The sequence below is a fragment of the Chitinophaga sp. Ak27 genome (assembly GCF_012726295.1).
Taxonomy (GTDB): Bacteria; Bacteroidota; Bacteroidia; order Chitinophagales; family Chitinophagaceae; genus Chitinophaga.
In genome coordinates, this window is record NZ_JABAOB010000001.1 from 1,857,003 (window position 1) to 1,877,302 (window position 20,300).

Sequence of the window (20,300 nt, forward strand, 5' to 3'; positions counted from 1 at the left end):
GCTAAAAACTAAACTCTCCACAATAGGCCATTACTGTTTCAAAAATGAGGGCAGCCCCGAGCCTGGCTGTGCGGTTGTCGATATCCAGTGAAGGATTCAGTTCTGCAATATCAGCACCTGCTACCTTTCCACTTTGTAAGATTTTACGATAGCATTGCAGGAACAACCCTCCGGGTATAATACCATTATAGGCGGTAGCGCTCACGCCCGGTGCAAAAGGAGCGGCAAATACATCCAAACAGGTAGTGAGATACACTTTATCAACCTGGCTGAGAAAATGTTGAATGGCGGCAAACAGGGTGTCTTTATCATTCAGGTGGAAAGCGTCTGCGCTTACATAGGTAGCTTCCTCTTCTCCGGCGATATTGAACAGCTGCCGGGTATTACCCAGTTTTTGTATACCGAGGGCCAGGTAATGAAAAGGCGTTCCCGCCTGTTTGCAGTCCAGTGCGAGCTGCCAGAAGCCGGTGCCGGAGCTGGCGCCCTGTTCATCAGGAATTCGGATATCGAAATGTGCATCGAAGTTGATGAATCCTACCTGTTGCGGTGCTACAAACTGGCGTATACCACTGGCATGACCATACGTAATTTCATGTCCGCCACCCAGCAGTACCGGGAGGTAGCCGGCAAGCAGTATCGTTTGTACAGCTTCGCGAAGTACGGTTTGTGCATTTTCCAGTTCTCCGTTTACACATACAATATCTCCTGCATCCAGCAATATCGTTTGGGCGTTGAAGTGAACGGGGAAACCGGCGATGGCCTTGCGTAACGCCGTGGGCCCTTCTGCGGCGCCTACCCTGCCTTTGTTACGGCGAACACCTTCATCGCAGGCAAAGCCCAGCAGGGCAATGCCCTTCTGTCCGGATAGTAATGCGGGCAATGGTTCCTGCAGCAAGTCTGTTACTTTTATTACCTGGTGCCAGCGCAGCAAATCCGGTTCGGTGCCGTCGGTGCGGCCTGTCCAGGTATTTGCTGCAGTAGGCTGATAGCTTTCCTTTGTTATCATATTGATACTAGTTCTCCTTTTTTCCACACCATAACAGGTTTCATCTTACCCTGATAATAGAGGATATCTCTGTAATCAGCAGTAGGATAAGCCTGTAAGTCGGCTATATAGCCGGGTACCAGTTGACCGGCATTGCGTAACTGCAGGGCCGGGGCGGCTCTCAGGGTCAGTGCGGCCAGTACTTCTGCTGTAGACAATTTCTCTGCGGCGCTCATTACGGCAGCTTGCACGAGTAAGTCGCCCATTGGCGCTGATCCGGGGTTCCAGTCGCTGGCAATAGCAACGCAGGCGCCAGCATTCAGCAACTTACGGGCCGGCGCATAAGGCATGCCCAGTCCCAGCGAAGCACCAGGCAAAACTACAGCAACCGTATCAGAATTTGCCAGTAAAGCGATTTCTTTTTCTGTGCTGGCTTCGAGATGGTCGGCAGATAAGGCGCCGGCGTTAACGGCTACAGCAGCGCCGCCCGCACTGAATTGATCGGCATGCACGGTGGCCGCAAAGCCTTGCTGCAGGGCCTTTTGCAAAAAGGAGGCAGCCGCAGTAGCAGAAAAAGCTGTTTCTTCAATAAAAATATCCACACGCCGGGTCAGCTGTTCCTGTTTCAATAGGGGCAATAGTTCCTGTAGGATCCATTGCAGGTAAGCCTCTTCCGAATCGTTATAGTCGCGGGGCTTCATATGTGCGGCCAGGCAGGTGGGCACCAGCGTAGCGCTTGTATGCAGCGCTGCCTGCTGGATAGCCCGCAGCATTTTTAACTCACTTTCTTCGTTGAGGCCGTAACCACTTTTCACTTCAATGGTGGTAACACCTTCTTTTAAATGGCGATTAGCCCGGGCTACCGTATTCTCGGTAAGGGTAACGAGGTCGGCTATACGTGTTTTGGTGACCGAATCCCAGATACCGCCGCCGGCATGGGCTATTTCCAGGTAGCTTTTTCCGGCAATGCGCATAGCATAGTCGCGATTGCGGGTGCCGTCGTAACAGATATGGGTATGGCAATCGATAAATCCTGGCAGCAATACCATGGGCGTATCTATAAAAGCAATTTCACTGTCGGGGTACCGTTGCAGGAGCGACTTATAATCTGCTACCGCAACGATGTCACCGTTTTCCAACACCACGCCTCCTTTTTCTATCACCTTGAGCTGCTCATCCTGCAGGGCGCCCTTCAGCGACAAATCTGTCATGGGCAATATTTGGGTGAAAGGACCGAGTAATGTTTTCATGGTTTATTTTTTTGAGCATAAAGCATAAAGCCATTGGCGCGAATGATGAATGCGAATATAGTACCCATGGCTTTATGCTTTATGCTTCTCTAATAAATTTCAAACTTTCTTCCCCATTCCTGTGCCTTTTCATAGCCGGCGTCTGCATGGCGGTAAATGCCCAGTGCGGGATCATTGAACAGTACGCGGCTCAGGCAGGAGGCAGCGCGATCAGTACCATCGGCCAGTACTACCATTCCGGCATGCTGAGAATATCCCATGCCTACGCCACCACCGTGGTGGAAAGAAACCCAGGTGGCGCCTCCGCCGGTATTGGCCATGAGGTTGAGTAATGGCCAGTCGCTCACGGCATCGGACCCATCGAGCATCGCTTCGGTTTCTCGGTTGGGGGAAGCCACAGAGCCACAGTCGAGGTGATCGCGGCCAATTACAATGGGTGCTTTTACTTTCCCGTTTCTCACCAGCTCATTGAAAATGAGGCCGGCCTTTTCGCGTTCACCGAGGCCCAGCCAGCAAATGCGGGCGGGAAGGCCCTGGAAGGCTACCTTTTCCTGCGCTTGTTTCAACCAGTTGATCAGGTGGGTATTTTCAGGAAATGCTTCCATGAGTGCGCGATCGGTGGTATAAATATCTTCCGGGTCGCCGGAGAGGGCTACCCAGCGGAAAGGTCCTTTTCCTTCACAGAATAACGGACGGATATAAGCGGGCGTAAAGCCGGGGAAATTAAAGGCGTTGGGCTCTCCTCCTTCCCTGGCAAACTCGCGCAGGTTGTTACCGTAGTCGAAAGTAATGGCGCCTTTTTGCTGTAATTGCAGCATGAAGCCAACGTGTCGGGCCATGCTTTTCAGCGACAATTCGCGGTACCTGGCCGGATCCTGTTTACGGAGTTCCAATGCTGCTGCCAACGTCATACCATTGGGCACATAACCATTCAGCGGGTCATGGGCGGAAGTTTGGTCGGTGAGGATATCTGGAATGATATTGTCTTTCAGCATTCTTTCCAGCATATCCCCGGCATCGCTTACCAGGCCAATGGAGAGCGCCTGTCCTTTCGCCTGGGCATCCTTAGCCCATTGGATGGCTTCTTCATAAGAATACGTCATGCGATCGATATAACGGGTATCCAGTCTTTTCTGGATACGGGTAGGATCGATGTCGGCACCGATGAATACAGCGCCCGCCATGGTAGCGGCCAGGGGCTGAGCGCCGCCCATACCGCCAATACCGGCAGTTACCAGCAGTTTGCCGGAAAGGTTGCCGTTAAAATGCTGACGGCCGCATTCCATAAAGGTTTCATAGGTACCTTGTAAGATGCCCTGTGTACCAATATAGATCCAGCTACCGGCGGTCATTTGCCCGTACATCATCAGGCCTTTGGCTCTTAATTCGTTGAAATGCTCCCAGGTAGCCCATTTGGGAACCAGGTTGCTGTTGGCCAGCATTACGCGCGGGGCCTGGGGATGGGTGCGTACAATACCCACTGGTTTCCCCGACTGCACCAGCAGGGAGTGGTGGTCGTCCAGTACCAGCAGTGATTCAATAATTTTTTGCAGGGCTTCGCGGTTGCGGGCGGCTTGGCCTATACCACCGTATACTACCAGTTCATCGGGGTTTTCGGCTACTTCGGCATCCAGGTTATTGAGTAACATGCGCAGCGGCGCTTCTGTTTGCCAGGATCTGGCATGCAGCTGGGTACCGCGGGGCGCCTTGTAATGCGGGTGGGCTGCGTAGGTTTTAATAAAGTCCAAACTGGTCATTGTAAACTCCGTTTAAGTTAAGTTGATGACTGGCGGCGGCTTCATTGGCTACGCGTACCAGCGATTGATTGGTGATGATATGATGGAGGGCGGCAATATCGTTGGCGAAGATGCGGTCCTTAGCGGCAAACGTTACCTGTTCACGGGTATAGCGATGCACGGCTTCCAGCACAGGGCCTGATTTCAGCGGCCGGCGGAAATCCACCGCCTGTGCGGCATACAGTAATTCTATGGCCAGTATGTATTCCAGGTTGTCGATCACCTGGTTCAGTTTTCGCCCGCTGATAGACCCCATGGATACGTGATCTTCCTGGCCGAGGGAGGTAGGTACGCTATCGGCGCTGGCAGGGAAACAAAGTGTTTTATTTTCTGTTACCAGGGCGGCGGTAGTGTATTGTGGAATCATGAAACCGGAGTTAAGCCCGGCATCCTGGATCAGGAGCTTAGGCAGACCATATCTTCCTTCGATCATCATATAACAGCGCCGGTCGGAAATATTGCCCAGCTCCGCAGCCGCTACTGTGGCGTAATCCAGGGGAAGAGCCATGGGCTGTCCGTGGAAGTTGCCACCGCTGATAGTATCTTCCGCGCTGAAGATAATCGGGTTATCGGTAACGGCATTCAGCTCTATGGTAGTAAGTTCGAGCAGGTGCAGCCAGGCGGTGCGGGACGCACCATGTACCTGTGGCATACAACGCAGGGAGTATGGGTCTTGTACGCGGCCACAATCCACATGTGATGACATGATTTCTGAATGGTCGAGCAATGTTTTCAGACGGTGCGCTACCAGCTGGTTGCCGGGGAAAGGACGGATGGCGTGTAAGCGGGAATCGAAAGGTTTGGCGGTGCCCATGAGTCCTTCGAGGGAAAGGGCGCCGATGATATCGGCTGCTTCCAGCGCGTTGTGGAGGCGCTGCACGGCTTTTACAGCAAACGACAGGATGAACTGTGTACCATTGATCAGTGCCAGTCCTTCTTTGGGCCCCAGTACAATGGGTTGTATACCTTCCTGTTGCATCATGGCGGCGGTATCGGTTTTCTGTCCTTTGTACCATACGAGGCCAAGGCCGATCAACGGAAGGAAGAGGTGCGACAATGGCGCCAGGTCGCCGGAGGCGCCCACAGAGCCTTTTTCAGGCACCAGCGGTGTTACCTGGTGGTCAATATGCCAGATGATCCGTTCCAGGGTAGACAATGCTATACCTGAAAAGCCCTGTGCCAATGCATGCACTTTAGTGATCAGCATGATGCGGGCCACTTCTTCCGGGATAGGATTTCCTACGCCTACACTATGGCTTTGCAGGATGTTGTACTGCAGGGCGCGGGTATCTTCTTCAGATATTTTGGTATCACAGAGCGGGCCGAAGCCGGTGTTGATACCATATACCGTGGTATGTTGGGCCACGATGGTTTGCACATACCCGAAGCTGGTTTGTACACGGTTGATGACTTCCGGTATCAGTATTCCCTTCACTTTGCCGGCCGCAATGTCAATGGCGGTGGCAACGGTGAGCTGGTCAATACCATACTTAAAAATGTCACTCATATTAGGAAGATTTTTCTGGTGTATGATGTATTAAAGTTGTTGTTTAATCCTTTCTGACAACGGTTTTTGCTGCACGGCCTGTTCAATTTGTGCGATGGCTGCCAGTACCTGCTGGCTTTGTTTGTTTTCCATGGCCAGTTCATTCATAGCGCTGGTAATGGCTTCCCAGATGGGTTGTATCTGGTGCAGCAGTTCCTCTCCTTTCTTAGAGAAGGCTACCAGCTGCCGGCGTCCATCCTCTTTGCAGGGGGTAGTTTTCAGCAGTCCTTTCTTTTTCAGGTTAGTGACCATCTGGCTAACGGCGGAATGGGATATTTCCAACTGTTCGGAGATATCGATCATGGGGATGGACTGTTGTTTCGACAACAGGTAAAATACGGGGAACCAGCTGGCGTCGAAGGCAATGCCTGCCTGTTCATATACTTTGTTTACTTCCATGAGGAAGTATTCACTCAACCGGCGAAGGCGGCTGCCAAAGACGAGATAGCCTAGTGATGGATAGAATGACATATCTTATTATTTACATAAGCGCTTATACAATTCAATTTATATAAGCACTTATACAATATTACAAAAGAAATATGGAAAAAGCAAAAAGCGGAAGGCAGAAAGCAAAAAGCTATTCTAGCGGACGATTACAGCGGATATTTATCCGCGCAGATCTTCGCTGCAATAGCTTTTTGCTTTCTGCCTTCCGCTTTCAGCGCTGATTATTTAGTTTTTTGTTTCTTTTTCACATCGAACCAAAGCGGGGAGGTATCGGTGATATCGCCGTTATAGTTAATAAAAAGTTCTTCTCCTTTTTTGATTTCACGGAGGGTGATGATGCTCATGGTTTCTTCAGAAAAATCCATTTCATACTCACAGTTAGGGTGGTAGTCGTGGTTATAGATGGAGCAAAAGCCCAGTGCCACGCAGGATTTGGTTTCTTTCGGTCCCCAGAGAAAAATATAATTATGGAGCCTGGTCTGGTCCACAATGTCGGTATCGCTGTTAGAGAGAACAAGTACGGGGGATGTTTCTATTCTTGTTCCAGCCGGAATATTTTCGGTAGTATATACTCCTCTGCCTCTGCCCTTCGATTTGTCAATGTACAAGTACGGCTTTATCATAGCGCTATTTCAGATAATAAGAAGACGTAAAGTAAAGTTAAACGAAGAAGTTATCAAAATCATGTTGAAAAAATTTAGGTTTGCGGCCCGGAAAATATTTTTTTTGCCTTTCATGAACCTGTATTATGATCAATTATAACCCAAAAGAATGGTTTACGTTTATTTTCCGTATCCACAAAGCGGATACGGTGAGAAAGCTGTTTCCCATGTTTATTGCCCTGGCTGTTTACGCCACCATCATTGCCTGGCTGGAGTTGTCGGTATGGAAATTATCGGCCAACAGCGAGGTGAAGAACATATCCCTCATGCACGGTTTGCTGGGTTTTGTGATTTCGTTGCTGCTGGTATTCCGCACCAATACGGCATACGACCGGTGGTGGGAAGGCAGGCGGCAATGGGGGGCGCTCGTCAATTCCAGCCGTAACCTGGCCATGAAGCTGCAGGCCGTATTACCGGCAGGTAATATTGAAGCCCGGCAGTTTTATAAAGTAATGATTCCCAATTTTGCCTACAGCCTCAAGAACCATTTGCGCAAAAGCTATATAGCCGCCGAAATGGAAGCCCTGCCCGGCCAGGAGGCATTTGCTGCAGATGCCTCCAAACATGTCCCTAATCAGCTGGCCTTACAAATCACCAGCAAAACCATGGAGCTATACCGCAGTGGCGACATTAGCGGCGATCAGCTGATTGTGATCAACAGCGAGTTACAGAACTTCACAGATGTATGCGGCGCCTGCGAGCGGATCAGGAATACCCCCATCCCCTTTTCCTACAGTGCATTTATTAAAAAGTTTATATTCTTCTACGTGATGTCCATGCCATTTGGATATGTATTCAGCCTGGGCTACCTGATTGTGCCCATGATTGTATTCGTATTCTTTGTATTGGCCAGCCTGGAGCTGATCGCAGAAGAAATTGAGGATCCGTTTGGCTGGGATGCCAACGACCTGCCCCTGGATACCATTTGCGGCAATATCCGGCTGCATGTATCAGAATTATTATAACGACTGTCCCGGCAGCGTGCTATTTTAACTTATTTTCGCAGATAGAGGCAATTTGTACATGGAAAATGAAGCTTTACTGGAAAAATTCCAGACACTGACAGATGAAAAGAATTACCGCGAGCTGTCAGTATACCTGGATGATCAGCTGATAACGGATATAGCCGAACTGATTCACGAAGATCCGGATGAAGCCGATGTGATTATCAATAACCTGTCGATCAGCAGAGCGGCAGCGGCTTTCCGCATCCTGGATTTTCCCTTGCAGGAAGACGTGATCCGGACTTTATCGGCCGCCAAGATCGCGGAGTTGATGAATGAGCTGCCAGCGGATGACCGCACCGCTTTCCTGGAAGAATTGCCTAGCGAGGCGGTAAAAGAACTAATTAAATTACTCGATCCCGAAGAAAGACGTATCACCTTGTCGCTGCTGGGCTACAAGGAAAACAGCGTAGGCCGTATCATGACGCCCGACTACATTGCCGTGAGGGAAGAGTGGACGGTAAAGCGTGTACTGGATTATATCCGGGAATATGGAAAAGACAGTGAAACGATCGATGTAATATATGTGATCGATGAAAAAGGCCATCTGCTGGATGACTTCCGGATACGGGAATTCCTGCTGGTATCTACTGATACAGTGGTACATACCCTGATGGACGACCGGTTTGTATCCCTGCATGCCAACGATGACCAGGAAGAAGCCATCCAGGTATTCCGGATGGAAAACCGGGTAGCCTTACCCGTAGTAGACGACCAGGGCATCCTGTTGGGCATTGTGACCATCGATGATATGTTGTGGATCGCCAACGAAGAACATACAGAAGATATTCAAAAGATTGGTGGTACCGAGGCCCTGGATGAGCCTTATCTCGATATGCCCTTGCTGAAGCTGGTAAAAAAGCGTGTAGGCTGGCTGGTAGTATTATTTATCGGGGAGATGCTGACCGCTACCGCCATGGGATTTTTTGAAGACGAAATAGCCAAAGCGGTAGTGCTGGCACTGTTTGTACCCCTCATTATTTCCAGCGGGGGTAACAGCGGTTCCCAGGCTTCTACCCTGATTATACAGGCCATGGCCCTGGGTGAAATTACCGTAACCGACTGGTGGCGGGTGATGCGCCGGGAAATTCTCTCTGGCCTGCTACTGGGTGGCGTATTAGGCTGTATTGGTTTTATACGTATCCTGCTATGGAATACCCTGTTCCATACCTATGGCGCTCACACGGTGCTGATTGGCGCTACAGTGGGCATTTCGCTGGTAGGCGTAGTATTATGGGGTACCCTTTCCGGATCAATGTTACCATTGGTACTTAAAAAATGCGGGGCCGACCCGGCTACCTCCTCTGCCCCGTTTGTAGCTACCCTGGTAGACGTAACGGGATTACTGATTTACTTCTCCGTGGCTTATACCCTGATGAGGGGAATATTGTTATAAGGTAAAAGCCTCCGGCTTTTACCTTACGGCTTTCAACTCCTTATCAGAAGCTGATCTCTTTCAGCGTTGTTTCTGCCTTACTCTTTCTGACTATAAATAATTTATCGTATTCCGTATCCCGGATAGAATCCCTGGCGGGACTCACTTTCAGGCTTCGCAGCAGTGGGATGATTGTGTGTGCATGCCCTACCACCAGGATACGTTTGCCCCAGTCTTCATGCCGCGTTACCTGGTAAATAAAAGACTCCCCGCTGGTATCTGCCTGGTAAAAGCAGGTGTCGAGATGCAACCGCATACGCAGGCTGTCGGCCGTGGCCACCGCTCTTTTATAGGGCGTGGTATAAATTTTATTCAGCGCCGAATCCTTTAACAGTCTATATAAGGCTCCTGCCCGGGCGTTGCCGGTAGCGGTGAGTACGGAATCCGGACCCGGGCATTCCTCTCCATGCCGTACAATATAAAAAGTGCCGGTTAAAAAAGTGGTGTCTTCCGCTACCGGTATGGGCTGCCGCACCGGTTGTTTGGGCTGACAGGCTATCAGCAGCAAGAGGGAAAGCAATATTGGCATTGTGCGCATAAAGCGGATTTAAAACAGATGACCGCAGTACGTCCATCCAAAACTTATGTCAATTTATGATTAAACTGTTACATTTATTCCCCAACAAATTAATGAACCACTATGAGATATTGGGTAATACCCGCCATTATTTTTTTATCAGCCAACAGCACCTTTGCCCAGCAAGCCGGGCCGCTTACGGTAGAAAAGATTATGCGAGATCCGAAATGGATAGGCACTTCTCCTGATCATGTTTTTTGGGGTACTGACAACCAAACCGTGTACTTCGACTGGAACCCGGATAAACAGCTGAGCGACTCCCTGTACTACGCCAGTACAAAGAACAACACGCCCCGTAAAACCGATGCTGCCGAAAGAGCCCTCATCAAGGCCAGGGCCTCCGGCGCCTATAACACGGATAAAACTTTACTGGCCTATAGCTACCAGGGAGATATTTATTTACTGGAGATAAAAACAGGGAAACTGACCCGTATTACCAGTACTGTCGCCACGGAAACCAGCCCTGTGTTTAGTTTTGGCGGTAAACAGATAGTATTCCAGCAAAACAACGACCTATTTGCGTGGGACCGTACCAGCGGGTTGATCAGCCAGTTGACCAGCTTTGATAACGGCAGCAAACCTGTGGATAGCGACGAGCGTAAAGCGGGCAACATGGAAGAACAAACGCTGAAAGCCCAGCAACTGGCGCTGATGCAGGTTGTACGCGACCGTAAGGCTAAGAAAGACGCCACCACCGCCTTCAATAAAGCACATGAGCCGGCAGCGCTGCGCCGCCTGTACCTGCAAAACAAATCCCTTTATAACATCGGTATCAGTCCCGATGGGCGATTCATTACCTATACCTTGTATACAGCGCCTTCCGGTGTACGTAATACTATTGTTCCTGAATTCGTGACGGCCAGCGGTTATACCACCGATATCCCCGCACGCGATAAAGTAGGGTCGCCCCAGGGTAGCTATGAAAGCTATGTATACGACCGGCAACGTGATACCGTACTGCCGGTTAAAACTAGCGACCTGCCGGGGATAAAAGATCAGCCGGATTACGTAAAAGACTATACGAAAAAGGATACGCCCGTAGTCAGGGACGTGCAGGTGAACGGCCCCTGGTGGTCTGACCAGGGCACGCATGCCCTTGCGGAAGTGCGTTCGCAGGACAATAAGGACCGCTGGATGGTATTGCTGGATGCGGCAACAGGTACCTTAAAAACATTGAACCGGCAGCGGGATGAGGCCTGGATTGGCGGTCCGGGTATCGACTGGGGCAATGGCAACATTGGGTGGATAGATGAAAATACCGCGTGGTTCCAGTCGGAGGCCACCGGCTATTCCCACCTGTACACGGTAAACGTGAACAACGGCGGGGTGAAACAGCTGACCAGCGGTCAATACGAGATACAGGACGTGCAGCTATCGCCCGATAAAAAGTATTTCTATCTCACCACCAACGAAGTACATCCGGGAGAAAAACAGTTTTACCGCATGCCTGTCCAGGGAGGAAGGGCTGAAAGAATTACCACGCAGCCCGGCGCCAATGAAGTGCAGGTATCTCCGGATGGCAAGTGGTTAGCATTTCGTTATTCTTATTCCAACAAGCCCTGGGAGCTATACCTGCAGCCTAACAACCCGGGTAGTCAGCCGGTACAGGTAACCCGGCTGGGACAATCGGATGAGTTCAAATCCTATCCCTGGCGCGACCCGCAGGTGATCACTTTTATGGCCCGCGATCAACAACCCGTGTATGCCCGCCTGTATACACCCGATCCTGCCAAAAACAATGGGGCGGCCGTAATATTTGTACATGGCGCAGGCTACCTGCAAAATGCGCACAAATGGTGGAGCAGCTATTTCAGGGAATATATGTTTCACAACCTGCTTACCGATAAAGGATATACGGTGCTGGACATGGACTATCGTGGCAGCGCGGGTTACGGACGCAACTGGCGTACTGGTATTTACCGGCATATGGGTGGCAAAGACCTGGACGACGAAGTAGATGGCGCTAAATATCTGGCAGAAAAATTGCAGGTCGATGCGCGGCGTATCGGGATTTATGGAGGCAGCTATGGTGGCTTTATGACACTCATGGCCATGTTTACCCAACCCGGCACCTTTGCAGCCGGTGCGGCTTTGCGCTCTGTTACCGACTGGGCGCATTATAACCACGGTTATACCAGCAATATATTGAATGAGCCATTTACAGACAGTATTGCGTATCGCCGTTCCTCTCCTATTTATTTCGCAGAGGGGTTGCAGGGTAAACTGCTGATGTGTCATGGTATGATAGATACCAACGTGCATTTCCAGGATATCGTGCGTTTATCGCAACGATTGATAGAATTAGGTAAGAATAACTGGGAGCTGGCGGTATATCCGGTAGAAGATCACGGATTTATTACGCCCAGCAGCTGGACAGATGAATATAAAAGAATACTTTTGTTGTTTGAGAGTACGCTCTTAAAACCGTAAAGGCATTTTAATTTTTTTTATTTAGTTATCTCGGTAAAAAAAATTTAGCAAGGGAATACAGTGAATGATATGGACGAATGTTAAGGAATCTTAATTTTCTCCTGCAGGTTCACTGTATTCCCTTTTTCATTTTACTTTAGGACCATCGTAGAATGCACGCAGACCATATCTTTAACTTAAACAATATTCACATTTCCTGATGTGATTTTAACAATTAATGCGATATTGCAATGATAAACCTTAGCACAAATCCAAAAACCTTATGTGTGGAATAGTAGCTTATATCGGGCAGCGAGAAGCCTACCCGGTAGTATTAAAAGGCCTCAAAAGACTGGAATACCGTGGCTATGACAGCGCGGGTGTAGCCCTTATTAACGACGGGCTGCAGGTATACAAAAGAAAAGATAAAGTTGCCGCGCTCGAAGAATTCGTGGCAGGTAAAGATATGCGCAGTCATATCGCCATCGGGCATACCCGTTGGGCTACCCACGGAGAGCCCTGCGACCGGAATGCTCACCCGCACTTATCCGGCGACGGTAAACTGGCCATGATCCACAATGGCATCATCGAAAACTATGTGCAGTTAAAACAGGAACTGATTAAACAGGGACATACGTTTCACAGCGATACCGACACTGAAGTTTTGCTTCACTTCATTGAAGAGATCAAAAAACAAAACCAGTGTTCACTCGAAGAAGCCCTACGCATTGCTTTAAAAAGGGTGGTAGGTGCTTATGTGATCGTATTGATCGATGAAGATAACCCGGATACCCTGATTGCCGCCCGTAAGGGAAGCCCGCTGGTTATTGGCGTGGGTAAAGGAGAACATTTCCTGGCATCTGATGCTTCTCCCATTATCGAGTATACGAAAGAAGTAGTATATGTGAATGACTACGAAATAGCGATCATCAAAGCCGATGAGCTGATCCTGAAAAATATTTCCAATGAAAGGCAAACACCTTACATACAGCAGCTGGACATAGAGCTGGCCGCTATTGAAAAAGGTGGTTATGATCATTTCATGCTGAAAGAAATATTTGAACAGCCGCAAACGATCTTCGATAGTTTACGCGGACGCCTGGATGCCAAAAACGGTACGCTCACCATGGGAGGTATGCGCGAGTATGCCGATGTGCTCAGCAATGCCAAACGTATTATCATCGTGGCCTGCGGTACCTCCTGGCACGCCGGGCTGGTAGCGGAGTATATGATTGAAGAGTTGTGCCGTATCCCGGTGGAAGTAGAATACGCATCTGAGTTCCGTTACCGCAACCCGGTAGTGGGTGAAGGCGATGTAATCATTGCTGTATCACAATCCGGCGAAACTGCTGATACCCTGGTAGCTATAGAAAGCGCCAAAGAAAAAGGTGCTATCATCCTGGGCGTATGTAACGTGGTAGGTTCTTCCATCGCCCGTTTATCACATGCCGGCGCCTATACGCATGCAGGCCCTGAAATTGGCGTAGCCAGCACCAAAGCCTTTACTGCCCAGCTGGCCGTACTTTGCCTGGTAGGCCTGAAACTGGCGGCAGACAAAGGCACCATCACCCCTCAACGTTTTCAACACCTGCTGGACGAACTGGACCAGGTACCAGAAAAAGTAGCCGTGGCGCTGAAACTGGACGACCAGGTAAAAAAGATAGCAGATAAATATAAAGATGCCCGCGACTTCCTTTACCTGGGCCGCGGATACAATTTCCCGGTAGCCCTGGAAGGCGCCCTGAAACTGAAAGAAATTTCTTATATCCACGCAGAAGGATACCCGGCGGCAGAAATGAAGCATGGTCCTATTGCCCTGGTAGATGAACACCTGCCGGTAGTCATAGTGGCTACTAAAGACAGTTACTATGAAAAAGTAGTGTCGAACATCCAGGAAATAAAAGCACGCAAAGGTAAAGTCATTGCCGTAGTTACCGAAGGTGACCAAACCATTCCGCCTATGGCAGACGATGTGATCTTTGTGCCTGCTGCCGATGAAATGGTAGCTCCTATCATTTCTGTTATACCATTACAATTACTGGCTTATCATATAGGCGTATTAAAGGGACTGGACGTTGATAAACCCAGAAACCTTGCGAAATCCGTGACAGTAGAATAACTGCTGCTGATCATTGCTGGCCGCCTTCCAACATATCCGTTTTCATCAGGTATGTTGGAAGCGGACAGTCAATGGCCTCCAGCTCTTAAAAGTTATATCCATGAATAACATCCAGAAAAGACCCCTTTCCGAACTGGGGTATAATTTTATTGAAACCACGTTACCAAAAGGCAAAGACGAATATTATTTACGTAACGAGCAATGGAGCCGGAAAGACCAGTACCGTAAGCTGACCGCTTATGAAGTAGAAGCACTGGTACGTAATGACAACACTTCAGACGACTGGAACATCATATTTGTATCCGATGAATTTAACCCGCAACTGGTACAACACTGCCATTTCTTTGGCATGGTACGTATCGGTAAACTGGAGCCTTACTACCTGGAGTTTCATAACCTGCGTATGCCGGTAGGACTGTACAACAGCACCATCTGCGCCTGCGATTTCGGGGATAACGTAGTAGTACATAACGTGAACTATTTGTCGCATTATATACTCGGCAACGAAGTCATCGTAGCCAATGTAAATGAAATGGCTACCACCGACTATGCCAAATTCGGGAATGGTATTGTGAAAGAAGGGGAAAATGAAAATGGCCGCATCTGGATGGAGCTTTGCAACGAAAATGGTGGAAGAAGCGTAATGCCCTTTGATGGCATGCTGCCCGGAGATGCTTATCTGTGGACCCGCTACCGCGATGATGACACCTTGCAACAGCAGTTTAAAAACTTTACCGAAAAACAATTCGATAAGAGACGTGGGTATTATGGCATGGTTGGAGATCGTACCGTGATCAAGAATTGTAAGATGATCAAAGATGTAACCATTGGTACGGATGCCTATCTGAAGGGAGCCAACAAGTTAAAAAACCTTACTATCAACAGCAGCGCCGACGCCTCTTCCCAGATAGGAGAAGGCTGCGAAATGGTAAACGGTGTGGTTGGCTACGGATGCCGCGTATTCTACGGCGTTAAAGCCGTTCGCTTTGTGATGGCCTCGCATTCCCAGCTCAAGTATGGTGCACGACTGATCAACTCGTACCTGGGCAACAATGCCACCATTTCCTGCTGCGAAGTATTGAACTCATTAATTTTCCCGGCACATGAACAACATCATAATAACTCGTTCCTTTGCGCTGCGCTGATCATGGGGCAGAGCAATATGGCGGCCGGCGCCACCATTGGTTCCAATCACAACTCCCGCGGTGCTGACGGCGAAATCATTGCCGGCCGGGGATTCTGGCCGGGTCTCTGTGTGAGCCTGAAACACAACTCTAAATTTGCCACCTTCACACTGATCTCCAAAGGCAACTATATGTCTGAACTGAATATCCCTATTCCGTTCAGTCTCGTGGTAAATGATGAACATGATAACCGGCTCAAGGTAATCCCCGGTTATTGGTTTCTTCATAATATGTATGCCATTGCCCGCAATTCCTGGAAGTATGTAGACCGCGACAAACGTACCGATAAAGTGCAGCTCATTGAATACGATTACCTGGCGCCCGACTCTGTAGAAGAAATGTTCCAGGCGTTGGCCATCATGGAAATAGCTACGGGGAAAGCGTGGTATGCCCTTTCGGAAAATACACCCAAAAAGGAACTAACGGAAAAGGATCTACGTAAAAAAGGGAAAGAGTTGTTGCTGCATCACCAGGAAGAAGTATCCAGGCTGCATATCCTCACTACCGGCTTTGAGAACAGTTCCCGCGAAGTACAGCTGCTCAAGGTACACCGGGCTTACCCGGTATTCCGGGAAATGATTGTACTCTACGGTATCAAAAATATCCTGGCCGCCAACAAGCCGTCCTTCCTGGCTTTACAGGCAGTTGCCAAAACCGCGAAACGGGGCGACTGGCTAAATATCGGTGGACAATTGATGAAAGCAGATACCGTGACCTTGCTCAAATCGAAGATCAAGAAGAATAAAATCAGCAGCTGGCCGCAGCTACATGCCGCTTATGAAGAAATAGGCAGCGACTATGCCGCCGATAAACTGCAGCATGCTATCGCCGCCCTGTTGGACATTAAAGAAGTATCACTGAAAGATTTAACACCCGCCCTGCTGGCAGAGTGGATGAATGAAACCACCCGCACTATGGAGTGGATTACGATACAGATAAAACGCTCCCGCGAAAAGGATTACAAAAATCCTTTCCGTCAACTGGCCTACGAAAGTGAAAAAGAAATGAATGCAGTAGTAGGCAGCCTGGAAAATAATAGCTTCATTAATCAAACTATTACCGACCTTGAGTCCTATAAAGAAAAAGTACATCAAATTATAGGAGAATGGGAACTGTAGAAAAAAAACGCTGCGGCTGGGCAGGTAAAGACAAGCTTTACCAGGACTACCACGACCAGGAATGGGGCACGCCTAATCATGACGACACCCACCTGTTTGAAATGCTTTGCCTGGAAGGGGCCCAGGCAGGGCTTAGCTGGTACACCGTGCTCACCAAAAGAGAAAACTACCGCAAAGCATTCAGTAACTGGGATGCTAAAAAAATAGCGAAGTACGACGAAAAAAAGGTGGAGCAACTCATGCTTAATGAGGGCATCATCCGCAATCGCCTTAAAATAAACTCCGTTATTGGCAATGCAAAAGCTTTTCTTGCCATTCAAAAAGAATTCGGCAGTTTTGACCAGTATATCTGGTCATTTGTCAACCACCAGCCTATTCACAACCACTTTAAAACCATGGGGGAAGTGCCTGCCAAAACAGCCATCTCCGATGCCATGAGCAAGGACCTGCTGAAGCGGGGTTTTAAATTTGTGGGATCTACCATTTGTTATGCGTATATGCAGGCTGTAGGGATGGTGGATGATCATGTGGCTGATTGCTGGAGGAGCGGTAAAGGAAAAAAGTAAATATGCGAAAAATACAGTAAGCGCCTTCATTTCATGGGGGCGCTTTTTTATTACCCTAACTAATTAATCAATACCTCACTCAATTCCTTATTACTCAAAAACGAATAATCTGTCAGCGTATTCAGGAAAAAGTAAAGCTGCCTTTTTTCCCGGTCGGAAAGCGGGATACCTGATTTCACCAGGGGATCGGTGGTGGGAGTTACTTTTATACCATGGTCGTAGAAGTCAAATACCTGGAAAATATCGAAGAAACGGCCATCGTGCATATAAGGGGCGCTTTTGAGAATATTACGCAGGGAAGGCACCTTAAAACGAAGATTATCGTCGGTGTTGCCGGTGATTTTCATACGTCCTACATCGTTTAGGGCGGCCAGATAGGGAAGCCCGTTGCTGCGATAGGTTAGATCCGTAAACAGCGGTTCTTTATGACAAGCAGCGCATTTTTCCCGGAATACGCTATAGCCAGCCTTTTCCTCATCTGAGAAGCTGGCCCCCGGTAAGTGTAGCATAACACTATCGTATTTGGAATTGGCAGATACCATGGTGGCAATAAACTGTGTAAATGCCTTAAACATACGCTCACTGGTAATTTCGGGAGAACCGAAGGCAGCTTTAAACATTTTACGATACTGGGGATCTGCCTGCATTTTCTGCAAGAGCTCTTTCAGGTCCATGGCCATTTCATTACGATCGGTGAGCGGCGTAAGCGGCTGTATTTCGAGGTGATTCACGCCGCCATCCCACATAAAAGCTTTTTGCCAGATCATGTTGAACAGCGTGGGTACGGAACGCATGCCCTGCTGACCGGCCACCCCATGTGCCAGCGCATGATCAAAATGTCCGAATGCTGCAAATTGCTGATGGCAAAAGCCGCAGGATACGGTGCTGTCTTTCGACAGGCGGTAATCATAAAACATAAAGCGGCCCAGCGCTACGCCGGGCTTGGTAAGCGGATTGCGGGAGAAGTCATATGCCGGCCGGGGAAAGTGGGATGGCAGCTGCAAAAAATAAGGCGCAGGGTCGCCACGGCGAGATTTTTGGGCACCCGCCTGTACCAGCGCCAGCCAGGCACAAAACACTGCTATGATATATATCGCTTTATACTTCATGTATGCTGTTAGTCGGATATACCGGTTACCCGGAACATATGTTGGTAATTACTGGCTACCTTACGTGCATTCACGCCGGGCGCCATGATGACCGCTACCTGTTTAAAGCTCACGGTATCTGGCAAAAACCATTTGGCTACGTCAGCACTGAGCTGCACCTGTGGTTGTTTTCCAGTGGTTATGGATAATGGCTGAGGAAAGGTAAGCACCACATATTTCAATACCTGGTTGGCGGCTTTATAACCACCGGTATGAAACAGGAATTCCTGCGTGGGAGACGTTATTACCGGGGAATGCCCTTCTATCTGCGCCATAATATACCCGCTGTTCCAGGTCCAGAACATGCCCGATTCTACTGCCAGTGCCCCGGATTGTGCACCGCTTACATTGCGGATACTGTCCACTCCAATAAGAAAACGAATGCTCTTATATTGCCCGGCGGGTATGTTATCTAACCGTATTATTTTAGAACTGTCGATAGCATCATCTACCAGGAAATAAGATAGAGGCAAAATACTTCTTTTACCATCTACGGTTTCCAGGGAAAAATTGCTAAGGAAATAACGGAAACGGCTAATCGTAAAAGGCTCGCCGGAGGAATTGGTATAAGTTACCTGGTTTCTTACCAGTGGCTGTGCTCCCATGATATGCGTGATATGCAGCTGCAGTGATGAGTCACCGTGGCCGGGAGCGCCGGCAAACAGGATGGTTACCAGCAGAAACCAGCCAGCATAGGCAAAAAAAATCCGCAAAATCATGTATCCTCTTTTACAGGAAGTTACATGATTTTGCGGATTATATATAAAAAAGAAATAACTGGTTATACTCTCTTATACCCTTTCCAACCGTATAAGAACACGATGAAAAAGCATACAGTAGGAATGCCGTAGGAAATAGCCAGTGATTGCCATTCGGTAACAATACCCATTACATAAGGCACAGAAGCACCTCCCACGATAGACATTACCTGGAAGGAAGCACCCCGCTTGGTATTTTTTCCCAGGTCTTTTACACCCAACGCAAAAATGGTCGGGAACATGATGGACATGAAGAAGAACACGGCGATCAACGCATACACAGAAGGCGCCCCATTACCCGTCATCACAAAAGCGCATAAACACATATTGATAAACGCATAAATAGCGAGTAACTGGTTAGGTGCAACCTTGCGCATTAACGCCGTACCCACAAAGCGGCCTCCCATAAATAAAGCCATGCCTACGGACAGCAGGTAAGACGCATTTTCGGTGGAAATGCCATGCCAGTAAGCAGTAACGTAATTGATAAAAAGCGCCCCCACTCCTACCTGTGCCGCCACATAAAAAAACTGGGCTACTACGCCAAGTACAAAGTGACGGTGGGCAAAAAGCGGGCGGGTATCTTCCATTACTTCCTTTCCCTCTTGCTCCGCTTCTTTAATTTCGGGCAGTGGCGTTCTGTAAAAGAATCCTGCAATCAATAATACCACCACGCCAATAGCGATATAGGTCAGTTTTACTGTAGTCAGGTCATTACTGCCACTACCAAAAAACAATTTGGCGCCGATGATAGGCCCCAGGAAAGATCCCAGTCCATTAAAACACTGCGATAAATTAAGTCGCTGCTCTGAGGTTTCTTTAGCCCCCAATACCGTTACATATGGATTGGCAGCGGTTTCAAGGCAAGCTAATCCACAAGCCAGGATAAATAATGCCGCCAGGAAAAAATCAAAATTGAGTGCATTGGCAGCCGGATAAAACAGGAAAGCACCAATGGCGTATAACATCAGCCCCAGGATAATACCTTTCTTATATCCGAACTTATTCATAAACATCCCTGCTGGCAGTGCCATCAGGAAATAAGCACCAAAATAAGCTCCCTGTAATAAGGTAGAACGTTTGGTGGTAATATTCAATACTTCCTGGAAATGCTTATTCAACACATCTAACAGACCATAAGCCAGTCCCCACAGGAAAAACAGGCTAGTCACTAAAATAAACGGGAACAGGTAGCTACCCGGCTTTGCACCGGTATCCTTGGTACTGGTATAGGTGGAATTACTTACTGCGCCTCCGGCCATAACGAAGAATTTAATGTTTCAGATAAAATGT

At 48.7% G+C, this 20,300-nt stretch carries 16 protein-coding genes; 6 read left to right on the forward strand and 10 right to left on the reverse strand.

The window, feature by feature from the left end:
* Position 1: 1 nt before the first annotated feature.
* The 6 genes from hutG to HGH90_RS07335 form a co-directional block, all read right to left on the reverse strand.
* Positions 2-1,006 (reverse strand): formimidoylglutamase, encoded by a 1,005-nt coding sequence (hutG, locus tag HGH90_RS07310; protein ID WP_169190736.1) that lies wholly within the window; start codon positions 1,004-1,006, stop codon positions 2-4.
* Positions 1,003-2,235, reverse strand: coding sequence for an imidazolonepropionase (gene hutI, locus HGH90_RS07315; RefSeq protein ID WP_169190737.1), 1,233 nt, complete (start codon positions 2,233-2,235; stop codon positions 1,003-1,005). Before hutI ends, hutG begins: the two co-directional genes overlap by 4 nt.
* Before the next feature lie 89 nt (positions 2,236-2,324).
* The gene (gene hutU / locus HGH90_RS07320; RefSeq protein WP_168762301.1) at positions 2,325-3,992 is read right to left on the reverse strand and encodes a urocanate hydratase; all 1,668 of its coding nucleotides are present in this window, start codon (positions 3,990-3,992) and stop codon (positions 2,325-2,327) included.
* Entirely contained in the window at positions 3,970-5,538 is a 1,569-nt protein-coding gene (gene hutH, locus HGH90_RS07325) for a histidine ammonia-lyase (protein ID WP_168762300.1), read from the reverse strand. The genes hutU and hutH overlap by 23 nt, the downstream gene beginning before the upstream one ends.
* A gap of 30 nt (positions 5,539-5,568) precedes the next feature.
* Entirely contained in the window at positions 5,569-6,048 is a 480-nt protein-coding gene (locus HGH90_RS07330; protein ID WP_145671450.1) for a MarR family winged helix-turn-helix transcriptional regulator, read from the reverse strand.
* 200 nt (positions 6,049-6,248) lie between these two features.
* Positions 6,249-6,650: an SET domain-containing protein gene (locus tag HGH90_RS07335; RefSeq protein ID WP_145671451.1), complete on the reverse strand. Its 402-nt coding sequence runs from the start codon at positions 6,648-6,650 to the stop codon at positions 6,249-6,251.
* Between the two features lie 125 nt (positions 6,651-6,775).
* Here HGH90_RS07335 and HGH90_RS07340 point away from each other — a divergent pair, with 125 nt between their 5' ends.
* Both HGH90_RS07340 and mgtE read left to right on the forward strand, forming a co-directional pair.
* Positions 6,776-7,654, forward strand: a complete 879-nt coding sequence (locus HGH90_RS07340; RefSeq protein WP_168762299.1) for a bestrophin family protein — start codon at positions 6,776-6,778, stop codon at positions 7,652-7,654.
* A gap of 58 nt (positions 7,655-7,712) precedes the next feature.
* Entirely contained in the window at positions 7,713-9,089 is a 1,377-nt protein-coding gene (gene mgtE / locus HGH90_RS07345; RefSeq protein WP_168762298.1) for a magnesium transporter, read from the forward strand.
* Between the two features lie 43 nt (positions 9,090-9,132).
* Here the strand turns inward: mgtE and HGH90_RS07350 are convergent, their stop codons facing one another.
* A complete protein-coding gene (locus HGH90_RS07350; protein WP_168762297.1) occupies positions 9,133-9,666 on the reverse strand; it encodes a histidine phosphatase family protein in 534 nt (177 codons plus the stop codon).
* A gap of 102 nt (positions 9,667-9,768) precedes the next feature.
* On the opposite strand from HGH90_RS07350, the gene HGH90_RS07355 reads away from it, so the two are divergent.
* The 4 genes from HGH90_RS07355 to HGH90_RS07370 all read left to right on the forward strand — a co-directional run bounded on the left by HGH90_RS07355 (position 9,769) and on the right by HGH90_RS07370 (position 17,101).
* Positions 9,769-12,135: a S9 family peptidase gene (locus HGH90_RS07355; RefSeq protein WP_169190738.1), complete on the forward strand. Its 2,367-nt coding sequence runs from the start codon at positions 9,769-9,771 to the stop codon at positions 12,133-12,135.
* Positions 12,136-12,397: 262 nt separating this feature from the next.
* Entirely contained in the window at positions 12,398-14,233 is a 1,836-nt protein-coding gene (gene glmS / locus HGH90_RS07360) for a glutamine--fructose-6-phosphate transaminase (isomerizing) (protein WP_168762295.1), read from the forward strand.
* 100 nt (positions 14,234-14,333) lie between these two features.
* Entirely contained in the window at positions 14,334-16,535 is a 2,202-nt protein-coding gene (locus tag HGH90_RS07365; protein ID WP_168762294.1) for a DUF4954 family protein, read from the forward strand.
* Positions 16,523-17,101 (forward strand): DNA-3-methyladenine glycosylase I, encoded by a 579-nt coding sequence (locus HGH90_RS07370; protein WP_168762293.1) that lies wholly within the window; start codon positions 16,523-16,525, stop codon positions 17,099-17,101. Before HGH90_RS07365 ends, HGH90_RS07370 begins: the two co-directional genes overlap by 13 nt.
* Positions 17,102-17,160: 59 nt before the next feature.
* Here HGH90_RS07370 and HGH90_RS07375 read toward each other — a convergent pair whose 3' ends face one another.
* From HGH90_RS07375 to HGH90_RS07385, 3 genes are all read right to left on the reverse strand, one after another.
* On the reverse strand, positions 17,161-18,210 hold the full coding sequence (locus tag HGH90_RS07375) for a cytochrome-c peroxidase (protein ID WP_168762292.1): 1,050 nt from the start codon (positions 18,208-18,210) through the stop codon (positions 17,161-17,163).
* Between the two features lie 8 nt (positions 18,211-18,218).
* A complete protein-coding gene (locus HGH90_RS07380; protein ID WP_168762291.1) occupies positions 18,219-18,968 on the reverse strand; it encodes an MbnP family protein in 750 nt (249 codons plus the stop codon).
* A gap of 62 nt (positions 18,969-19,030) precedes the next feature.
* Positions 19,031-20,269: a sugar MFS transporter gene (locus HGH90_RS07385; RefSeq protein ID WP_168762290.1), complete on the reverse strand. Its 1,239-nt coding sequence runs from the start codon at positions 20,267-20,269 to the stop codon at positions 19,031-19,033.
* Positions 20,270-20,300: the final 31 nt, after the last annotated feature.